Origin of the sequence: Microbacterium sp. SYP-A9085, from assembly GCF_009649635.1 — a bacterium.
GTDB lineage: Bacteria > Actinomycetota > Actinomycetes > Actinomycetales > Microbacteriaceae > Microbacterium.
This window is the reverse complement of sequence record NZ_WJII01000006.1, coordinates 22,849-43,187: the sequence shown is the minus strand read 5'-3', so window position 1 is coordinate 43,187 and position 20,339 is coordinate 22,849. Positions and strand designations below refer to the sequence as shown.

The following is a 20,339-nucleotide window of genomic DNA, read 5'->3' as shown; positions in this document are numbered from 1 at the left end:
CATTCCGCACGGATCGGATCCGAGGAGGAGCCATGCAGATCGACATCATCGAACACGAGCCGCCCTACCGGCTCGGCGTCATCGTGGGAAGCCTTTCGCGCGAGTCCATCAACCGGCGGCTCGCCCTCGCGCTGACCCGGCTCGCACCGTCCGAATTCCACGTCGAGGAGATCTCGTACGATCAACTGCCCGTCTACAACCGCGATTTCGATGCGGACTACCCGCAGTCGGCGCTGGATTTCAAGGCCACCGTCGCCGCGGTCGACGCGCTTCTGTTCGTCACCCCGGAGTACAACCGCTCGATCCCCGGCGCGCTGAAGAACGCCATCGATTGGGGCAGCCGGCCATGGGGCCAGAACGTCTGGGCGCAGAAGCCGGTCGCCGTGATCGGCGCCTCGGTCGGTCAGATCGGCACCGCCGTCGCGCAGCAGAGCCTGCGCGCGTCGCTGAGCTTCCTGAACGCGCGGCAGATGACGGCACCCGAGGCGTACATCCACTTCACCGACGGACTCGTGGACGACGCGGGCCACGTGACGGTGCCGAGCACCGAGGAGTTCCTGCGGGCATTCCTCACCGAGTTCCTCGAGTTCACCGGGCGCGTGCTGACGGTGATCCCGCGACCCTGACCGGACACGTCGGCACGGCACGGCGGTGTCGCCGCTGCAGCGGATCAGGCGTGCGCCGGCTCCGGGTCGTGCGCCCACGACGGGGCGAGGGCGCGGATGCGCGCCGCCCGCCACTGCCAGGTCGCCCACAGCACCGGCCACAGCAGCGGAGCTGCGGCGCCGCCGATCACGAGCCGGTCCCGCCACAGCGTCCGTCCTGGCCGGCCCGGTGCGGGGCTGACCGCCATCTGGTGGTCCCATACGTCCAGCGCGGCCAGCGGTCCGGACAGCGGGATGCCGCTGTCGCGCAGGATCCGCACGCGCTGGCCGCCCACGACCCGCTCGAAATCGCTCACGTCGATGAGCTGCGACCCCAGCGGCACCACACCGCCGAGCGACAGGGCGACCGCGGCATCCTCGCCCGCGCTCCACGAGGTCGGCAGCGGGGCGAGCGGCTCCAGCCGCAGCAACGGTCCGTACAACTCGGCGACCGCCCGCGGAGAGTGCAGCGCGCGCCACGCCGCGTCCGCGTCGCAGTCGATCACCAGCTTCAGCATGATCCGCATGCCCCAGTGTCGCACCGTAGGCTTGCCGCGTGCCCGCATGTGATCAGTCCTTCTACCAGGTGCGTCTCGACTGGGGCCGTGAGGGCCTCGCCCGCCTGGCGCCCGCCGACGTCGTCGTGGTCGTCGACATCCTCCGATTCACGACGGCGGCGACCGATGCGGCCGATCGCGGCGAGCCGTTCACGCTGGACGGCAGCGGCTCGGTCAACGGCGCACCCGTCGCGGCCGCGGCATCCGGCGCCCTCGTCCTGGCGGGAAGCCTGCGCAACGCGACCGCGATCGCCAAGGCCGTCCTCGCCGAGCAGCATCGTCGCGGCGGCCGGCTGAGCATCGCGGTGCTGCCGGCGGGCGAGATGGGCCGCGACGGAGAGTCCGTCCGGTTCGCCATCGAGGACCAGCTCGGCGCCGGCGCCATCATCGACGCGCTCGCCGTGCTCGGACTGGATCACTCCTCGCCCGAGGCCGCCGTCGCGTGCGAATCGTTCCGCGGCCTCCGCGGCGCCGTGCGGCACCTGCTGCTCGCCGGCGGATCGGGATGCGAACTCGTCGAGCGCGGCCTGCGCGACGACGTCCTCCACGCCGCGGAACTGGATGTCGCCGACGTCGTGCCGATCCTGCGCGACGGCGCGTTCGTGGCGGCGTAGGGCATCCGCCTACCGCGGTGTCATCGCGGCCAGGCGCGTGGCCGGCGTGATGTCCCGTCGCGTCCACTCGAACAGATGCCGCTCGTCGAACCGCGGCGCGCACTTCACGCACGACGTCGGCCGTGTCGGGCGACGGTGCCGATACGCGACATGCCCCGCCGGGCACGTCCCCACCCACGGGGCGAGCTCGGTCGCCGTCTCCCCGTCGTGAGTCGTCCCGCCCACATAGCCGAGCTCGCGCGCGACACGCTTCCATGCCGGCCCGTGGCCGGCGGCGGGGCCGGCCAGGGCGTGCGCGACCTCGTGCAGCAGCGTCTGGTGGTTCGTGTCGTCGTCGTACCGGGCGGCCAGGTAGCGCGAGACGCTCACGCGCTTGGCCGTGAAGCTGCACGCGCCCGCCCTCCGTTTCGCGTTGTCGAACGCGAACGACCAGGACGAGTCCAGGTGGAGGGCTATCAGCGCCTCAGCCCAGTGGCGCACCCGCTGCAGATCCGACATACGCGAAGACTAGAACATCTCTACGACACTGCCTCAGACGGCGACGGATGCCTCGGCGCGGCGCCGCTCGGCGGCGTCGATCGCCAGCAGCGTCGACTGCAGCTGGTCGTCGTCGGCGCCGGCCTCCTGCCGCAGGAACAGCGTGCGCTTGAAGTCCCCCCGGGCGGACACGTAGTCACCGGCGTCATAGTGCGTCTTGCCGCGGTGCTGGTAGGCGAACGCGGCGATGCCGACCCAGCCCTGCCCTTCGGCCTCCTCACCGCAGGTCGTCATCTCGGCGATGGCGGCCGCGTGGGCCCCGCGGAACTGCAGGACTGTCGCGTGGAGGATCCGCGCCCGCAGCAGATCGCGTCGCGTGCCGGCCATCCGCGCCTGTCGCACGGCGTGCTCGGCGACATCCAGCGCCTCGTCGAGCCGACCGAGCACCTTCAGCAGCCAGACCCGCTCGAGCAGGTCCGGCAGGCTGCGTTGACCGGCGATCTCGTCGAGCCGCTTCTCGCACTGTCGCGGGTCGACGATCTCGCGCAGAGTTTCGGGATCGTGGCCCTTGATGAAGCTCACCGTCGACTCCCTTCCTTCGCGGTGGATCCAGTGTGCCTGACGCCTCGACGCCCCGCCCGGGGACGCGCCGAGGATGCCGCGCGAAGGCCGACATCCAGGCCGCCAACGCCCCGGGAACCCCGCCCTCAGTGCTCGAACAGTGACGCGCTCGGCTTCGGCGACGGACGGGCCGTGGCATCCGTCACCGGCACCAGCGTGCCCGCGAACTCGTCGATCTCGCGGCCCTGCATGACCTTCGCCGGGTGCGGCCCCGCCGCCATCAGCCGCGGCAGCCAGCCTGTCGGCAGCGGCGCCGCGGATGCCGCTATCACGAGGTTTCCGAACCGGCGGCCCTTCAGCGTCTGCACCTCGGCCAGCACGACGACGTGGGCGAGCACCGTCCGCACCGTCGCGACCTGCCGGCGCGCATACGCGAGCCCCGCGCCGTCGGCGATGTTCGCCAGCAGCACCCCGTCCGGCGCGAGCAGCGCCGCGGCCTCGCGGTAGAACTCCACCGTCGTCAGGTGCGCGGGCGTCTGCGCACCGGCGTAGACATCCGACACCAGCAGGTCGACCTGGCCGGTCAGCGCCGGGGGAAGGCGGGTGAGCCCCGCGCGGGCGTCGCCGATGCGCACCCGGATCGCCGCGCCCCGCGGCAGCGGCAGCCGCTCGCGCACGAGGTCCCACAGCGCCGGCTCGAGCTCGATCACCTGCTGGCGCGACCCGGGCCTCGTGTGCGCGATGTAGCGGGGGATGGTGAGGGCGCCGGCACCCAGGTGCACGGCGGTGATCGGCTGGCCGGGCAGCCGCAGCTGATCGATGACGGCCCCCATCCGCGCCACGTACTCGAAGTGCAGGTGTGTGGGATCCTCCAGGTCGACGTGCGACTGCGGCGTGTCACCGACCATCAGCTCGTAGCCCGACGTGAACGGGCTGCGCACGACAGCGGCGGCGGTCCCGTCGGACAGCCGCACCCGCGGCGCCTCGTCGTCCCGCGACCGGTTCCTGCCCACGCGCCCACGGTACCGGTCACGCGGCCCGGATCGGTCTGTGCCCCGCGCGCACGGGTGGCTACCGTGGACGCATGCACGCGATCGACCTGAACGCCGACCTCGGCGAGACCGTGGACGGCGCCCCCACCGCCGACGACGAGGCGATGTTCGCGGTGATCTCCAGCGCCAGCATCGCCTGCGGCGGTCACGCCGGGGATGCCGCCGCTATGCGCGCCGCCGCCGAGCGCGCCGCCCGCACCGGCGTCGCGGTGGGCGCGCACCCCTCCTACCCCGACCGGGCCGGCTTCGGCCGCCGCGCGGTGGACATCACGCCCGCGCAGCTGCACGCCACCCTCGCCGACCAGCTCGATGCGCTCTCCGGCGCCGGCGCCGTGATCCGCTACGTCAAGCCGCACGGGGCGCTGTACCACGCCGCCGGCGTCGACCCGCTGCAGGCCGAAGCGGTGGTGCAGGCCGTGGCCGAGCTGAGCGACCGCGAAGGCCGCCCGATAGCGCTGCTCGCGCAGGGCGACGCGCTCGCCGAGGCCGCGGCGACCGCGGGCCTGCCGTTCTTCCGTGAGGCGTTCCTGGACCGCGCCTACCTGCCGGACGGCACGCTGGTGCCCCGCGGCGAGCCCGGCGCCCTCGTGGACGCGCCGGATGTCGTCGCCGCGCGGGCCGTGCGCCTCGCCCGCGGCGAAGGCGTCGAGGCGGTGGACGGCACCGTGGTGCCGGTGGTGGCGGCGTCGCTGTGTCTGCACGGCGACACGCCCGCGGCGGTGCAGCTGGCACGGGCGGTGCGCGCGGCGCTGGAGGCCGCCGGCATCGCCGTGACGGCGCCCTGGTGAGGTGACGGCGTGCGGATCCTGCCGTTCGGCGACCGGGCCCTGCTCGTGGAGGTGGATGCCGCCCCTGGCCCACGTGGTGGCGGGGCCGCCGCTCTGGACGCGGTCCTCGCGCTGCGCCGTCGGCTCGCGGCATCCCGCCCCGACGGCGTCGTGGACCTGGTGCCGGCCGCGCGCACGGTCCTCGTCCGCGTCGACCCCGCCGTGCTGCCCCTGTCGGCGGCCCGCGCGTGGGTGGCGGCGCAGGCATCCGCGACCGGGCCGGGGGCGGCATCCCGTGCTCCCCGCGAGGTGCAGCTGCCGGTCGTGTACGACGGCCCCGACCTCGCCGCGACCGCGGCGCTGCTGGGCGTCGACGCGGCCGCGCTCGTGCGTCGGCACACCGCGACATCCTGGACCGTCGCGTTCACCGGATTCGCGCCGGGTTTCGGCTACCTCGTGGGGGACGACTGGCCGTTCGACGTGCCCCGCCTGGCGGCCCCGCGCACGTCGGTCCCCGCCGGCGCGGTGGCCCTGGCCGGCGGGTTCACCGGCGTATACCCGCGCGCCACACCCGGCGGGTGGCGGCTGATCGGCACGACCGACGCCGTGCTGTTCGATCCGGATGCCGCGGACCCGGCCCTGCTCGCCCCCGGCGCGACGGTCCGCTTCCTCGAGGCGCCCGCCCGCCCCGTCCCCGTCGAACCCGCGAGGGTACAGCGGGTGGACGGGGGTAGGACCCGTCCCCTCGGCGACCCGCTGCACCCTCGCGGAGAAGGCGGTGGGTTCGAGGTGCTCGAGCCGGGGCTGCGGACGACAGTGCAGGACCTCGGGCGCCCGGGCCGGGCGGCCGAGGGCATCGCCGTGTCCGGGGCGCTGGATCGGGCAGCGCTGCGCGCCGGGAACCGGCTGGTCGGCAATGCCGAGGATGCCGCGGGCCTGGAGATCACGATGGGCGGCCTGCGCGCGGTCGCCCGCCGCGGCCTGTGGATAGCGGTGACCGGGGGATGGGGCCCGGTGCGGATCGCCGGGCGCGACGTCGGCCCCTGGCAGGCGATGCCCTGGCCCGCCGGCGCGCTGCTCGAGGTCGACTGGCTCGACCGCGGCGCCCGGGCCTACCTCGCCGTCCGCGGCGGGGTCGACGCGCGGGCTGTCGCGGGCTCCCGCGCCACCGATACGTTGGCCGGGCTCGGACCCGCGCCGCTGCGAGCCGGCGACGTCGTCGCGGTGGGGGATGCCGCGGTCGCGCCGATTCCGCCGGCGGAGCCGGTGATGGCGATCCCGCCGCCGGAGGACCTGGAGATCCCGCTCGCCGCCGGTCCCCGCGGCGACTGGTTCACGGCAACCGCGCGCGCCGCTCTGTTCGACGCGGTGTGGACCGTGACCGATCACGCCGACCGCGTCGGCATCCGGCTCGACGGCCCGGTCCTCGACCGCGCCCGCGACGACGAGTTGCCCAGCGAGCCGATGACCCCCGGCGCCGTGCAGGTGCCGCCGGAGGGCCGCCCCGTGATCCTGATGGCCGACGGGCCGGTCACCGGTGGCTACCCCGTCGCCGCGGTCGTGACGGATGCCGCGCTCGACCTGCTCGCGCAGGCCCGCCCCGGCACCCGCATCCGGTTCCGGCACGCGCGACCGGCGTGACACGCCGCCCGCGGCGCCGCCCTACCAGCGGCCGAGCGCGGCGGCGGCGACCTCGTGGTCGGCCTCCGGCAGAGCCAGCGCGACAGCCTCGGCCAGGGTCAGCTCGGCGCCGCGCTGTTCGGCGGCGGCGAGCTCGTCCGGATGCTGCGCCCGCATCCGGTCCAGGAGTGCGAAGTGCACCGTGAAGGCGTCGGCGTCGAACATGCCGATGCGGTGGCGGATGGTCGCCGCCGCCGCCGCGAGCGCGCCGGCCTGCGCGGGGTCGTCGCGCAGCGCCGCGACCCCGCTCAGCCCCTCCAGGCCGTAGGCGATGCCCTCGTCGAAGTGCAGCCGCACCGAGTCCAGGAGCGTCCTGCAGAACACCGCGTGCGCGGCATCCGCGTCCCCGCCCAGCAGCAGCAGCCGCCCGGTCTGATTGCCGGCGACGGACAGCGTGAAAAGGTCGCCGCCGGCCGCGGCAAGCTCGATGGCGCGGTCGAAGTGCGCGCGTGCGTCGTCGAGCGCGCCGCGCAGCCACGCGAGGCGACCCAGCGAGACCTGCGTGATGGCCTGGGCCCAGCCGTTGCCGAGGCCGTGCAACCGCTCGTAGGCGCTGCGCAGCTCGCTCTCGGCGGCCTCGAGGTCGGGATCGGGCAGCTGCACCCGCGCGGTCGCCCGCGCGGCCTCCGCCATCGCGGCGGCCTCCTCGTCGCCGCTCTCGGTGAACAGCCGCACGCACTCGGCGAGCCCGGCGACCGCCTCCTGCGACGGGTTCTGCCACATCTGCCCCCACAGCGCGAAGAACCAGGCGACGGCCCGCGTGTGCGGCGTGATCGGCTTCTGCTTCTCCAGCAGCTCCAGCATCCACACCCGCACCTCGGCGAGGAAGCCCACGATCCACCAATAGATGAGAAGGCTCCACGCGAAATCCGCCGCGTCGTCCAGGCGGTCGGTGTACACGAGGTGCCGGATGGCGCCGCGCAGGTTCGGCAGCTCCAGGCCGAGCTCGGCGACCGCCTCCGCCTGCGCCGATCCGCGCAGCCCCGGCGCGACGCGATGCACGAGCGCCGTGTAGTGGTCGGCGTACGCCATCCGCATCGCGTCGACGACGCCGCGCTCCCTGAGACGGCCCACCGCGTACTCGCGCACTATCGCCAGCAGCGAATACACGGACCGCCCCGCCACGTCCGTCTGCGCGACGAGCGACCCGTCCACGAGCGCGGCGATCCCCTCGATGGCGCGACCCTCCCAGGGCCGCCCCGCACCGAGGGCCTCCACGGCGTCGAGCGTGAACCGCCGGGCGAACACGCCCAGCGTCTCCAGCAGGTCGCGGTCCGCATCCGAGAGCAGGCTCACGCTCCACTCGATCGTCGCGCGCATGGTGCGGTGCCGCTCGGGAAGGTCGCGCACGGCCGCCGTCAGCAGCGGCAGGCTCTGCCCGAGCCGCTGCGCTATCCCCTGCGGCGTGAGCATGCGCGCCTTCGCGGCCGCCAGCTCGATCGCCAGCGGCAGTCCCTCCAGCGTCCGGCAGATCCTCGCCACGTCGGCGGCGTTGTCCTCGGTGAGCGCGAAATCGGGGTCGGCGGCGCGGGCACGGTCCACGAACAGCGCGCACGCCGGCGAGCGGCGGGCGCGCTCCAGCGTCCCGCTCTCCTCGGAGGGCACCGGCAGCGCCCGCACCTCGTACACCTGCTCCCCGCGGATGCGCAGCACTATCCGGCTCGTGACCAGGAACACGGCGGTGGGCGCGACCGTGTACAGGCGCACGAGGACCGGTGCGGCATCCACTATCTGCTCGAAGTTGTCCAGGACGATCAGCACGTGCCGGTCGGCGAGCGCGCGGGAGATCCGCTCCTCCAGCGACGCCTCGCCGTTGTCGCGCACGCCGAGGGCGTACGCGATCGTGGGCAGCAGCAGCTCGGCCTCGAGCACACCCTCCAGCGGGACGAAGTAGACGCCGTCCGTGAAGAGGTCGTGCGCGCTGCGCGCCACCTCGATGGCGAGGCGGCTCTTGCCCACCCCGCCGGGCCCGATCAGGCTCACGGTGCGGTTGCCGGTGGCCGCGAGGTGCGCGCGCACCGCGGCGATGTCCTCGTCCCGGCCGATCGTCGTCGTGTAGGGGACCGGCACGCGCGACAGCAGCGGGCTCGTCGCGGCCGGCTCCGCGTCGGCAGCCTGCATCGACTGCTCGAACCGTTCGGCCAGCAGCGCCGCGAGGTCCGCGGCGATCTGCTCCTCCAGCTGCGACGCGTCGTCGAACGGCAGGTACGCGGCGGTGTCGTCGCTCTGGATGCGCGCTATAAGGCGGACCAGCCGGTCCTCGCGCCGCTCGCTGCGGCGCACATAGATGAGCTTGGGCATCCCGTCCGGCACGAGGTCGTACTCGTCCTCCAGGCCGGAGATCTCCTCGCCGGGGGCCACCCAGCCGTAGCTGTCGGCGTAGATCCCCACGAACACGTCGCTCTGATCCAGGTACGCCCGGTACAGGGACCGCGGCGGATGCGGGCGCGCGCCCAGTTCGAACATCACCGGCGCCAGCCGCATCCGCTCGATGGCCGCACGGGCCGCCCGGCGCTCGTCGGCGAGTTCCCGCAGGGTCGAACTGACGAACACGCGGATCCGCCGATCGGGCGTGCGGATCACGGGTGATGCCCCGGTCATCCGGATATTATGACGTGCCGGCCCGCACGCCCGCTACGCCCGCGCGCCGGGCGATTCCGGGCCCGGCCGGTGCCCGCCGGGCAGGTTATACCGCAGGAACCAGGACTCGTCAAGATTCCGGCTGGACACGGCGGGCTCCGCGTCCTATAGTTGGTAGTTGCGCTCTGGTTCCCCCTGCCTTCATATGGTGGTCGGCTGTGCCTGCGCGCCCCCGCCAGTCCGAGGGACCCAGTCCGATGGGCGGCGACGCGAGGCGCACAGGTTTTCGGGGATCCGAGCACGCCATCTGTCGACAAGGAACCGAGGCCCGACCGGGCCCATGGAGGTTATCCCCTTGGCTGCTGCGCCCAACGCATCCACCACCACCCCCAAGAACGGCCGCGGAGCTTCCCGCCTCTCGTTCGCCAAGATCTCCGACACGCTGACGGTCCCGGACCTGCTCGCCCTGCAGACCGAGTCGTTCGACTGGCTCATCGGCAATGATGCGTGGAAGGCGCGCGTCGCCGAGGCCGCCGCCGCGGGTCGTCACGACGTGCCCGAGTTCAGCGGCCTGGAGGAGATCTTCGAGGAGATCTCCCCGATCGAGGATCTCAGCGAGACGATGCAGCTGAGCTTCACGAACCCGTACCTGGAGCCGGAGAAGTACTCGATCGAGGAGTGCAAGGAGCGCGGCAAGACGTACGCCGCCCCGCTGTACGTCGAGGCCGAGTTCATGAACCACTCCACCGGTGAGATCAAGACCCAGACGGTCTTCATGGGCGACTTCCCGCTGCAGACCGGCAAGGGCACGTTCATCATCAACGGCACCGAGCGCGTGGTCGTCTCGCAGCTGGTGCGCAGCCCCGGCGTGTACTTCGACAAGACCCCGGACAAGACCAGTGACAAGGACATCGTCTCGGCGCGCGTGATCCCCAGCCGCGGCGCCTGGCTCGAGTTCGAGGTCGATAAGCGCGACCAGGTGGGCGTGCGCATCGACCGCAAGCGCAAGCAGTCGGTGACCGTGTTCCTGAAGGCGCTGGGCCTTACCAGCGAAGACATCCTGAACGAGTTCGCCGGCTTCGAGTCGATCGAGGACACGCTGTCCAAGGACACGATCCTCACCAAGGAGGATGCCCTCCGCGACATCTACCGCAAGCTCCGCCCGGGCGAGCAGGTGGCCGCCGAGGCGGCCCGCGCGCTGCTGGACAACTTCTACTTCAACCCGAAGCGCTACGACCTCGCGAAGGTCGGCCGGTTCAAGATCAACCAGAAGCTGGGCCTGGAGTCGCCGCTGTCCGAGTCGGTGCTGACCGTCGCGGACATCGTCGCGACGATCAAGTACCTGGTCCGCCTGCACCGCGGCGATGTCACGTTCGAGGGACGCCGCGGCGGCAAGGACGTCGAGATCCGCCTGGATATCGACGACATCGACAACTTCGGCAACCGCCGCATCCGCGCGGTGGGCGAGCTGATCCAGAACCAGGTGCGCACGGGCCTGTCCCGCATGGAGCGCGTGGTCCGCGAGCGGATGACCACGCAGGACATCGAGGCGATCACCCCGCAGACCCTGATCAACGTGCGCCCGGTCGTGGCCGCGATCAAGGAGTTCTTCGGCACGTCGCAGCTGTCGCAGTTCATGGACCAGAACAACCCGCTCGCGGGCCTGACCCACAAGCGCCGCCTGTCGGCGCTGGGCCCCGGCGGCCTGTCCCGCGAGCGCGCCGGCGTCGAGGTCCGCGACGTGCACCCGTCGCACTACGGCCGGATGTGCCCGATCGAGACGCCGGAAGGCCCGAACATCGGCCTGATCGGCTCGCTCGCGTCGTTCGCCCGGATCAACGCGTTCGGCTTCATCGAGACGCCGTACCGCCGTGTCGTGGACGCCCGGGTCACCGACCAGATCGACTACCTCACCGCGAGCGAGGAGAACGACTACATCGTCGCGCAGGCCGGCGCCACGCTGAAGGCCGACGGCGCGTTCGTCGACGAGCGCGTGCTGGCCCGCCGCGGCCAGGGCGGCGAGGTCGACCTGTTCCCCGTCGCGGACATCGGGTACATGGATGTCTCGCCCCGCCAGATGGTGTCGGTGGCGACATCCCTCATCCCGTTCCTCGAGCACGACGACGCGAACCGCGCGCTGATGGGCGCCAACATGCAGCGTCAGGCGGTGCCGCTGCTGCGCAGCGAGTCGCCCGTGGTCGGCACCGGCATGGAGGGCTACACCGCCATCGACGCCGGTGACGTGATCACCGCGTCCGGCGCAGGCGTGGTCGCCGAGGTCTCCGCCGACAAGGTGACGGTGCAGCTGGATGCCGGCGGCACCCAGGAGTACTACCTGCGCAAGTTCGACCGCTCGAACCAGGGCACCTGCTACAACCAGCGCGTCGTGGTCTCGGCCGGGGAGCGCATCGAGGTCGGCGAGGTCATCGCCGACGGCCCGGCCACCGAGAACGGGGAGCTTGCCCTCGGCAAGAACCTGCTCGTGGCGTTCATGACGTGGGAGGGCTACAACTACGAGGACGCGATCATCCTCAGCCAGAACCTGGTGAAGGACGACACGCTCTCCTCGATTCATATCGAGGAGTACGAGGTCGACGCCCGCGACACGAAGCTGGGCAAGGAGGAGATCACCCGCGACCTGCCGAACGTGAGCCCGGACCTGCTGAAGGATCTGGACGAGCGCGGCATCGTGCGCATCGGCGCCGAGGTGCGCCCCGGCGACATCCTCGTCGGCAAGGTCACCCCGAAGGGCGAGACCGAGCTGTCGGCCGAGGAGCGCCTGCTGCGCGCGATCTTCAACGAGAAGAGCCGCGAGGTCCGCGACACGTCGCTGAAGGTGCCCCACGGTGAAGAGGGCACGATCATCGCGGTCAAGGAGTTCAACGCCGAGGAGGGCGACGACGAGCTCGGCAACGGCGTGAACCGCCGGGTCGTGGTCTACATCGCCCAGAAGCGCAAGATCACCGCCGGTGACAAGCTCGCCGGCCGCCACGGCAACAAGGGCGTCATCAGCCGCATCCTGCCCGTCGAGGACATGCCGTTCCTCGCCGACGGGACGCCGGTGGACGTCATCCTGAACCCGCTCGGCATCCCGGGCCGGATGAACTTCGGCCAGGTGCTGGAGACCCACCTCGGGTGGATCGCACAGACCGGCTGGAAGGTCGAGGGCAACCCGGAGTGGTCGAAGGAGCTGCCGGAGGCGGCGCGCGAGGCGGCCCCGGGCACGAAGGTCGCCACGCCCGTGTTCGACGGCGCGCACGAGGACGAGATAGCGGGTCTGCTGGACTCGACGCTCCCGACCCGCGACGGCCAGCGCCTTATCGACGGCACCGGCAAGACGACGCTGTACGACGGCCGCTCCGGCGAGCCGTTCCCCGCGCCGATCTCGGTGGGCTACATGTACATCCTGAAGCTGCACCACCTCGTGGACGACAAGATTCACGCCCGCTCCACCGGCCCGTACTCGATGATCACGCAGCAGCCGCTGGGTGGGAAGGCGCAGTTCGGCGGCCAGCGCTTCGGCGAGATGGAGGTGTGGGCGCTCGAGGCGTACGGCGCCGCGTACGCGCTGCAGGAGCTGCTGACCGTCAAGTCGGACGACATCCTGGGCCGCGTGAAGGTGTACGAGGCCATCGTGAAGGGGGAGAACATCCCCGAGCCGGGCACCCCGGAGTCGTTCAAGGTGCTCATGAAGGAGATGCAGTCGCTGTGCCTGAACGTCGAGGTCCTCTCGGCCGACGGCACCGCCGTGAACCTCCGCGACACCGATGACGAGGCGTTCCGCGCGGCGGAAGAGCTCGGCATCAACATCTCCAGCCGGTTCGAGTCCTCGTCCATCGACGAGATCTGAACCCGGCCAGGCAAACGCAAGATTCCGACACAGGAGAACTAGTGCTCGACGCAACAACTTTCGATGAGCTTCGCATCGGCCTGGCCACTGCCGACGACATCCGTCGCTGGTCCTACGGCGAGGTCAAGAAGCCCGAGACGATCAACTACCGCACGCTCAAGCCGGAGAAGGACGGTCTGTTCGGTGAGCAGATCTTCGGGCCCTCCCGCGACTGGGAGTGCGCGTGCGGCAAGTACAAGCGCGTCCGCTTCAAGGGCATCGTCTGCGAGCGCTGCGGCGTGGAGGTCACCAAGTCCTCCGTCCGCCGCGAGCGGATGGGCCACATCGAGCTGGCCGCCCCGGTCACCCACATCTGGTACTTCAAGGGCGTCCCGTCGCGCCTGGGCTACCTGCTGGACATGGCGCCGAAGGACCTCGAGAAGGTCATCTACTTCGCCGCGTACATGGTCATCTCGGTCGACGAGGACGCGCGTCACCGCGACCTGCCCACCCACGAGAACAACCTGCGCCTGGAGATGAAGACGATCGCGGACCGCCGCGACGCCCGCGTCGCCGAGCGCCTGCAGAAGCTCGAGGAGGACCTCGCCGCCCTGGAGGCGGAGGGGGCCAAGGCCGACCAGAAGAAGAAGACGAAGGACGCCGCCGAGAAGGAGATGTCCTCGATCCGCAAGACCGCGGACGAGCAGATCGCGCGTCTGGAGCGGGTCTGGGACGACTTCCGCACGCTGGAGGTCGGAGCCCTCAAGCCCGAGGACGACGTGTTCCACGAGCTGCAGGACCGGTTCGGACAGTACTTCCAGGCCTACATGGGCGCCGAGTCGATCCAGCGCCGGCTGCAGGCGTTCGACCTGGCCGCCGAGTCGGAGAACCTGCACCTTCAGATCGCCGAGGGCAAGGGCCAGCGCAAGATCCGCGCGATCAAGCGCCTCAAGGTCGTCAACTCGTTCCTGACCACGGGCATGAGCCCGGCGTCGATGGTGCTGGACGTCGTCCCGGTGATTCCGCCGGAGCTGCGCCCGATGGTGCAGCTGGACGGCGGCCGCTTCGCGACATCCGACCTCAACGACCTGTACCGTCGCGTGATCAACCGGAACAACCGCCTGCGCCGCCTCATCGACCTGGGCGCGCCGGAGATCATCGTGAACAACGAGAAGCGGATGCTGCAGGAGGCCGTCGACGCGCTGTTCGACAACGGCCGCCGCGGGCGTCCGGTCACCGGCACCGGCAACCGGGCGCTGAAGTCGCTGTCCGACATGCTCAAGGGCAAGCAGGGCCGGTTCCGCCAGAACCTGCTCGGCAAGCGCGTGGACTACTCGGGACGGTCGGTCATCATCGTCGGCCCGACCCTGAAGCTGCACCAGTGCGGTCTGCCCAAGCAGATGGCCCTGGAGCTGTTCAAGCCGTTCGTGATCAAGCGCCTCATCGACCTGGGCCACTCCCAGAACATCAAGGCCGCCAAGCGCGCCGTCGAGCGCACCCGCCCCGAGGTGTGGGACGTGCTCGAGGAGATCATCCGCGAGCGGCCGGTGCTGCTGAACCGCGCCCCCACCCTGCACCGCCTGGGCATCCAGGCATTCGAGCCGCAGCTCGTGGAGGGCAAGGCCATCCAGCTGCACCCGCTCGTGTGCGCGGCGTTCAACGCGGACTTCGACGGCGACCAGATGGCCGTGCACCTGCCGCTGTCGGTGGAGGCGCAGGCCGAGGCCCGCATCCTGATGCTGGCGTCGAACAACATCCTCAAGCCGTCCGACGGCCGCCCGGTGACCCTGCCTTCGCAGGACATGATCATCGGTCTGCACCACCTGACCACGGTCAAGGCGGGCGCCAGCGGCGAGGGCCGCGTGTTCGGCTCGGTCTCCGAGGCGATCATGGCCCGCGACGAGGGCACGCTGGACCTGCAGGCCAAGGTCCGCATCCGCATCCCGGAGCTCACGTTCCTGGAGGGCGAGGCGCCGGAGGACTACGAGCGTCACGGGCTCGTGGATGCCTCGCTCGGCCAGGTGATCTTCAACGACACCCTGCCCAAGGGCTTCCCGTTCGTGCGCGGCCAGGCTGACAAGGGCAAGCTCAGCCAGATAGTGAACAAGCTGGCGGAGGAGTACCCGAAGGTCACCGTCGCCACGGCGCTGGACGCGATCAAGGACGCCGGCTTCTACTGGGCGACCCGGTCCGGTGTGACCGTCGCGCTCAGCGACGTCATCACACCGCCGAACAAGGGCGAGATCGTCGCGAAGTACGAGAAGCAGGCCGCGAAGGTGCAGGGCCAGTACGAGAAGGGCCTCACCACCGACGCGGAGCGTCGTCAGGAGCTCATCAAGATCTGGACCGAGGCGACCGACGAGATCCAGAAGGCTATGCGCGAGAACTTCCCGGAGGACAACACCATCAACCGGATGGTGTCCTCGGGTGCTCGTGGCAACTGGCTGCAGATCCGCAACATCGCGGGCATGCGAGGCCTGGTGAACAACCCGAAGGGCGAGATCATCCCGCGCCCGATCATCTCCTCGTACCGCGAGGGGCTTTCCGTGGCGGAGTACTTCATCGCGTCGCACGGTGCCCGCAAGGGTCTCGCCGACACCGCTCTGCGCACCGCCGACTCGGGCTACCTGACCCGGCGTCTGGTGGACGTCTCGCAGGATGTCATCATCCGTGAGGACGACTGCGGCACCAGCAAGGGCCTCGAGTTCACGATCGCGGCCCCGGGTGCCGACGGCGCCCTGGTGCGGGACACGAACGTGGAGAACTCGGTGTTCGCGCGGACCCTGGCCACCGACGTGGTCACCGACGCGGGCGAGGTGCTCGCCGAGGCCGGTCAGGACGTCGGCGACGTGCTGATCAACCGGCTCGTGGAGGCGGGGGTGGAGACCATCAAGGTGCGCTCGGTCCTCACCTGCGACTCGGCGGTCGGCGTCTGCGCGAAGTGCTACGGACGGTCCCTCGCGACCGGCAAGGTCGTCGACATCGGCGAGGCGGTCGGCATCATCGCCGCCCAGTCGATCGGCGAGCCCGGCACCCAGCTGACGATGCGCACGTTCCACACCGGTGGTTCGGCGTCCGCGGACGACATCACGCAGGGTCTGCCCCGCGTGCAGGAGCTGTTCGAGGCGCGCACCCCGAAGGGGGCCTCGCCGATCGCCGAGTCCGACGGCCGAATCACGATCGACGAGACCGAGAAGAGCCGCAAGGTCATCCTCACGCCCGACAACGGCGACGAGCCGCACGTCTACCCGGTGCTCAAGCGCGCGACGCTGCTGGTCGAGGACGGCCAGCACGTCGAGGTCGGCCAGCCGCTGCAGGTCGGCACGCTGGATCCGAAGGAGATCATGCGCGTGCAGGGCGCCCGCACGGTGCAGAAGTACCTCGTGGACGGCGTCCAGGGGGTCTACCGCTCGCAGGGCGTGCCGATCCACGACAAGCACATCGAGGTCATCGTGCGCCAGATGCTGCGCAAGGTCACCGTGGTCGACCACGGCGACACGACGCTGCTGCCCGGTGAGCTCGTGGACTCGCGCCGCTTCATCGACATCAACCGTGCGTCCGTCGCCGAGGGCAAGCGCCCGGCGTCGGGTCGCCCGGAGCTGATGGGCATCACGAAGGCGTCGCTGGCGACCGAGTCGTGGCTGTCGGCCGCGTCGTTCCAGGAGACGACGCGCGTGCTGACGCAGGCCGCGATGGAGGGCAAGAGCGACCCGCTGGTGGGCCTGAAGGAGAACGTGATCATCGGAAAGCTGATCCCCGCCGGTACCGGCCTTGCCAAGTACCGCAACGTGGTGGTCGAGGCGACCGAGGAGGCCAAGAGCGAGCGGTACCCCAACCGCATCTTCGCCTCGGACGGCGCGTACAGCGACGCCGACCTCGGTTACGTCGACTTCGACAGCTTCTCGACGGACGACTTCACGCCCGGTCAGTACAACTGACAGACAGGGATGCCGGCCCCCGGCATCCCGCTGCGGAAGGCCCTCGGCACGCGCCGGGGGCCTTCCTCGTTTTCCCACCGTCCGCGCTTACCGTTGAGGCAGGGGAGGTGCACGGCATGATCGGGGGACGCAGCGGCTGGATAGCGTGGCCGGTCGGCATCGTGTGCGCCGGGGTCGTCGCGGGCCTGGCGTGGCTGGCCGCGCCCGGGGTCCCCGGTGCCGTGCAGATGCTCGGCGACCTGCTGCGCTCGGGTGCCTCCAGCACCGCCGGGCAGGCGACGCCGCGGCCGATCCAGAGCATCGGCACGGCGCTGACCGACGACTGCCGCTCGCTGTACCCGGACGGGCTGTGGGCGCAGCTGACGTGGCGGGCGCACAGCGTGCTCGACCAGTCGCAGGACCCGCCGGCGACCACCGCGACGGCCGTGCGCGACGCGCTGCGGCCGGCCGTGCTGATGACATGCGCGTGGCGCGACGCCGGCGGCGGGCACGTGGTGACCACGCTCGCGAAGGTCGATGCCGCCGACGGCGCCATCGCCGCGGCCGGCCTGTCCAGCCAGGGGTTCGCCTGCACCGGCGCCGGCAGCGGCATCCGGTGCACGAGGACAACCGGGACCGTCGTGGAGACGAACATCGTTCGCGACGGGATGTGGCTGTCCACGACCGAGACCGGGTGGCATCCGTCCGGCTACGTCGACGCGCTGGTCGGGCGGCTGTGGCCGTAGGCGGCTACGGCAGCTCCCACGTGTGCACCGGCTCGTTCGCATGCATCCCCTGCGCGTACAGCTTCAGCATCGCCGCCAGCGCCTGCCAGCGGTCCATGCCGCGCTCCTCGAACCTGCGCACCGCCGCGACCTGCCACGACGCCCCGTTCACGCGGCGCTTGCAGCGCTCCTCGACGATCGACAGGTAGCGGGCGCGCACCGCCTGCGACACCCCCCACAGCGTCAGCCCCTCCTCGGCCAGCGGCAGCAGGCGCCTCAGGATCAGCTCGTCCCACGGCACGCTGCCCAGGCCCGGCCAGTAGAACACGGCATCCGCGCCGCGGCGGGCACCCTCGGTGAAGTTCGCGCGGGCCGCGTCGAAGCTCATCTTCGTCCAGATAGGCCGGTCTTCGGCGGCGAGCATCCGGACGACGCCGTAGTAGAACGCGGCGTTGGCCAGGACATCCACGACCGTCGGCCCCGCCGGCAGCACCCGGTTCTCCACGCGCAGGTGCGGCCGCCCGTCCACGACGTCGTACACCGGGCGGTTCCACCGGTACACCGTGCCGTTGTGCAGCCGCAGCTCCTGCAGCCGCGGGGCACGCCCGGCCGCGAGCTCCGCCTCCGGGTCCTCGTCGGTGGTCTCCGGCAGCAGCGCCGGGAAATACCGCACGTTCTCCTCGAAAAGGTCGAAGATCGAGGTCACCCAGCGGTCGCCGAAGAACACCGGCGGGCGCACTCCCTGGTTGCGCAGCTCGGGCGAGCGGGTGTCGGTGGCCTGCAGGAACAGCTCCGTGCGGGTCTCCGCCCACAACTGCTTGCCGAACAGGAACGGCGAGTTCGCCCCGAGTGCGAGCTGCGGACCGGCGAGCACCTGGGCGGCGTTCCAGTTCGCTGCGAACTCGTTCGGGGCGACCTGCAGATGCAGCTGCACGGAGGTGCACGCCGACTCGGGGGCGATCGTGGGGGAGTACATGCGCAGCTTCTCCACGCCCGCGATGTTCAGCTCCAGGTCCTCGCGGCGCGCCGAGAACACGGCCTCGTCCAGGGCCCGATAGCGCGCGTTCGCACTCATCCACTCGCCGTTGAGGTGCTCCGGGCGCAGCGTGGGGAGGATGCCGATCATCACGATGCCGGCGCCGGCGGCGCGGGCACGCTCCTCGGCGTGGTTCATGGACGAGCGCAGCAGTCCCTCCAGTTCGAGGGCGGACGCGCCCGGCAGCGGACGCGGCGGGACGTTCAGCTCGATGTTGTAGCGGCCGAGCTCGGTCTGGAACGCGGGGTCGGCGATCGCCGCCAGCACCTCGGCGTTGGCCATCGCCGGCTGCCACGCGTCGTCGACGAGGTTCAGTTCGATCTCCAGGCCCGTCAGCGGCCGCTCGAACTCGAACGCGTGCCCCTGCAGCATCCGCTCGAACACGTCGAGGCAGCGCTGCACCTTCGCGCGGTAGCGCTTGCGCTGCTCGCGGCTGAACACGGTGGTGCCGATCTCATCCCCCATCGAGACCTCCTCCCGGGCGACCGGACGCGGTGCTGTGCACGGCGGTGTGGTCCCCGAGTCAAGCACATCCCGCCCGCGCGCGGACAGCGTGTTCTGGCCGGTGTTCTGCCGGGCGGGGCATCCCGTCTACCCTGGTGGCGGGCGCACGGACCCCACGGAGGTGAGCGGATGACGGTGCACGACCCGGTCGGGACGAGGACGTCGGCGGCTGCGGGCCCCGTCGACCCCGGCGCCGGGCGGGGACCGGAGTGGCTGGACGCCGTCCTCGCCGAGCACCTGCCGGGGATCGTCGCGCTGCGCCGACGCATCCACGCGCACCCGGAGCTGTCGCGGCGCGAGACCGAGACCACCGCGACGATCCAGGATGCGCTGAACGCCGCCGGCATCCCGTCCCAGGTGCTCCCGGGCGGCACCGGCCTGGTGGCCGAGATCGCCGGGAGCGCGGACGGGCCCGTGATCGGGCTGCGCGCCGACATCGACGCGCTGCCGCTGACGGAGGCCAGCGGGCTGCCGTTCGCCTCGACGGTGCCCGGCGCCGCGCACGCGTGCGGACACGACGTGCACACGGCCGTGCTCACCGGCGCCGCGCTCGCGCTGCGGGCGGCGCCGGCACTCGCGGGGCGGGTGCGGCTGCTGTTCCAGCCCGCCGAGGAGGTCATGCCCGGCGGATCCCACCAGCTCGTCGCGGCCGGCGCGCTGCAGGGCGTCGACCGGGTGTACGCGCTGCACTGCGACCCACGGCTGCCGTCCGGTCAGGTGGGGCTGCGGGTGGGCCCGATCACGTCGGCGTGCGACATGATCGAGCTCGACGTGCACGGCCCCGGCGGCCACACGTCGCGCCCGCAGCTGACGGTGGATGTCGTGGGCGCGCTCGCCGCCGTCGCGGCGCGGCTGCCCGCGCTCGTCGACGAGCGGCTGGACCCGCGGTCCGGGGCGCTGCTGGTGTGGGGCGCGGTGCACGCGGGGGAGGCCGCGAACGTGATCCCGCGGCAGGGATCGCTGCGCGGGACGCTGCGCGTCCGTGACCGCACCGCCTGGGAGCTGGCCGAGCCGGTGGTCACCGAGCTGGTGGAGCAGCTGCTGGCGCCGACGGGGGCCGGGTATCGGCTGGACTACATCCGCGGCGTCCCGCCGGTGGTCAACGACGCCGTCTCGGTGGATCTCCTCCGGCGCGGTGTCGAGGAGGGACTGGGCCGGGATGCCGTCGCGGCGGCCGAGCAGTCCACCGGCGCGGAGGATTTCGCGGTGCTCCTCGAGCACGCCCCCGGGGCGCTGGCGCGGCTCGGCGTCTGGGACGGGCTCGAGCCGCGGGTCGACCTGCATTCGCCGGAGTTCCGCGTCGACGAGCGCGCGATCCCGGTGGGCGTGCGCACGCTCGTGCACACGGTGCTGGCGGCCACCGCCGCGCCGCGCGGCCTCTGACACCGCGTTGGAG

General features: G+C 71.7%; 14 protein-coding genes. 8 read left to right on the top strand and 6 right to left on the bottom strand.

Annotation, left to right across the window (positions count from 1 at the left end):
- The first annotated feature begins 32 nt into the window (after positions 1-32).
- Positions 33-626 (top strand): NADPH-dependent FMN reductase, encoded by a 594-nt coding sequence (locus GH740_RS11770; RefSeq protein ID WP_153746305.1) that lies wholly within the window; start codon positions 33-35, stop codon positions 624-626.
- A gap of 44 nt (positions 627-670) precedes the next feature.
- On the opposite strand, the gene GH740_RS11765 is transcribed toward GH740_RS11770, so the two are convergent.
- The gene (locus GH740_RS11765) at positions 671-1,171 is read right to left on the bottom strand and encodes a hypothetical protein (RefSeq protein ID WP_153746304.1); all 501 of its coding nucleotides are present in this window, start codon (positions 1,169-1,171) and stop codon (positions 671-673) included.
- 29 nt (positions 1,172-1,200) lie between these two features.
- Here GH740_RS11765 and GH740_RS11760 point away from each other — a divergent pair, with 29 nt between their 5' ends.
- Positions 1,201-1,815 (top strand): 2-phosphosulfolactate phosphatase, encoded by a 615-nt coding sequence (locus tag GH740_RS11760; protein WP_367641528.1) that lies wholly within the window; start codon positions 1,201-1,203, stop codon positions 1,813-1,815.
- A gap of 9 nt (positions 1,816-1,824) precedes the next feature.
- Here the strand turns inward: GH740_RS11760 and GH740_RS11755 are convergent, their stop codons facing one another.
- The 3 genes from GH740_RS11755 to GH740_RS11745 form a co-directional block, all read right to left on the bottom strand.
- On the bottom strand, positions 1,825-2,313 hold the full coding sequence (locus GH740_RS11755; RefSeq protein WP_153746303.1) for a SprT-like domain-containing protein: 489 nt from the start codon (positions 2,311-2,313) through the stop codon (positions 1,825-1,827).
- 33 nt (positions 2,314-2,346) lie between these two features.
- On the bottom strand, positions 2,347-2,874 hold the full coding sequence (locus tag GH740_RS11750; RefSeq protein ID WP_367641527.1) for a hypothetical protein: 528 nt from the start codon (positions 2,872-2,874) through the stop codon (positions 2,347-2,349).
- Positions 2,875-2,999: 125 nt separating this feature from the next.
- A complete protein-coding gene (locus tag GH740_RS11745; protein WP_367641526.1) occupies positions 3,000-3,866 on the bottom strand; it encodes a spermidine synthase in 867 nt (288 codons plus the stop codon).
- 71 nt (positions 3,867-3,937) lie between these two features.
- Between GH740_RS11745 and pxpA the strand changes: the two genes are divergently transcribed.
- Positions 3,938-4,693 carry a 5-oxoprolinase subunit PxpA gene (gene pxpA / locus GH740_RS11740; RefSeq protein ID WP_153746302.1) on the top strand — a complete coding sequence of 252 codons (756 nt, stop codon included), beginning with the start codon at positions 3,938-3,940 and terminating at the stop codon, positions 4,691-4,693.
- A gap of 9 nt (positions 4,694-4,702) precedes the next feature.
- Positions 4,703-6,313 carry a 5-oxoprolinase/urea amidolyase family protein gene (locus GH740_RS11735; RefSeq protein ID WP_367641525.1) on the top strand — a complete coding sequence of 537 codons (1,611 nt, stop codon included), beginning with the start codon at positions 4,703-4,705 and terminating at the stop codon, positions 6,311-6,313.
- Between the two features lie 21 nt (positions 6,314-6,334).
- Here GH740_RS11735 and GH740_RS11730 read toward each other — a convergent pair whose 3' ends face one another.
- A complete protein-coding gene (locus GH740_RS11730; RefSeq protein ID WP_153746301.1) occupies positions 6,335-8,953 on the bottom strand; it encodes a DUF4062 domain-containing protein in 2,619 nt (872 codons plus the stop codon).
- A 334-nt stretch (positions 8,954-9,287) separates the two neighbouring features.
- On the opposite strand from GH740_RS11730, the gene GH740_RS11725 reads away from it, so the two are divergent.
- The 3 genes from GH740_RS11725 to GH740_RS11715 all read left to right on the top strand — a co-directional run bounded on the left by GH740_RS11725 (position 9,288) and on the right by GH740_RS11715 (position 17,424).
- The gene (locus GH740_RS11725; protein ID WP_153746300.1) at positions 9,288-12,782 is read left to right on the top strand and encodes a DNA-directed RNA polymerase subunit beta; all 3,495 of its coding nucleotides are present in this window, start codon (positions 9,288-9,290) and stop codon (positions 12,780-12,782) included.
- Between the two features lie 41 nt (positions 12,783-12,823).
- Positions 12,824-16,699, top strand: a complete 3,876-nt coding sequence (rpoC, locus tag GH740_RS11720) for a DNA-directed RNA polymerase subunit beta' (RefSeq protein ID WP_367641524.1) — start codon at positions 12,824-12,826, stop codon at positions 16,697-16,699.
- A 107-nt stretch (positions 16,700-16,806) separates the two neighbouring features.
- Positions 16,807-17,424 carry a hypothetical protein gene (locus GH740_RS11715; protein WP_153746298.1) on the top strand — a complete coding sequence of 206 codons (618 nt, stop codon included), beginning with the start codon at positions 16,807-16,809 and terminating at the stop codon, positions 17,422-17,424.
- A gap of 4 nt (positions 17,425-17,428) precedes the next feature.
- On the opposite strand, the gene GH740_RS11710 is transcribed toward GH740_RS11715, so the two are convergent.
- A complete protein-coding gene (locus tag GH740_RS11710; RefSeq protein WP_153746297.1) occupies positions 17,429-18,904 on the bottom strand; it encodes a glutamate-cysteine ligase family protein in 1,476 nt (491 codons plus the stop codon).
- A 168-nt stretch (positions 18,905-19,072) separates the two neighbouring features.
- On the opposite strand from GH740_RS11710, the gene GH740_RS11705 reads away from it, so the two are divergent.
- Positions 19,073-20,326, top strand: coding sequence for an amidohydrolase (locus GH740_RS11705; RefSeq protein ID WP_153746296.1), 1,254 nt, complete (start codon positions 19,073-19,075; stop codon positions 20,324-20,326).
- Positions 20,327-20,339 lie beyond the last annotated feature (13 nt).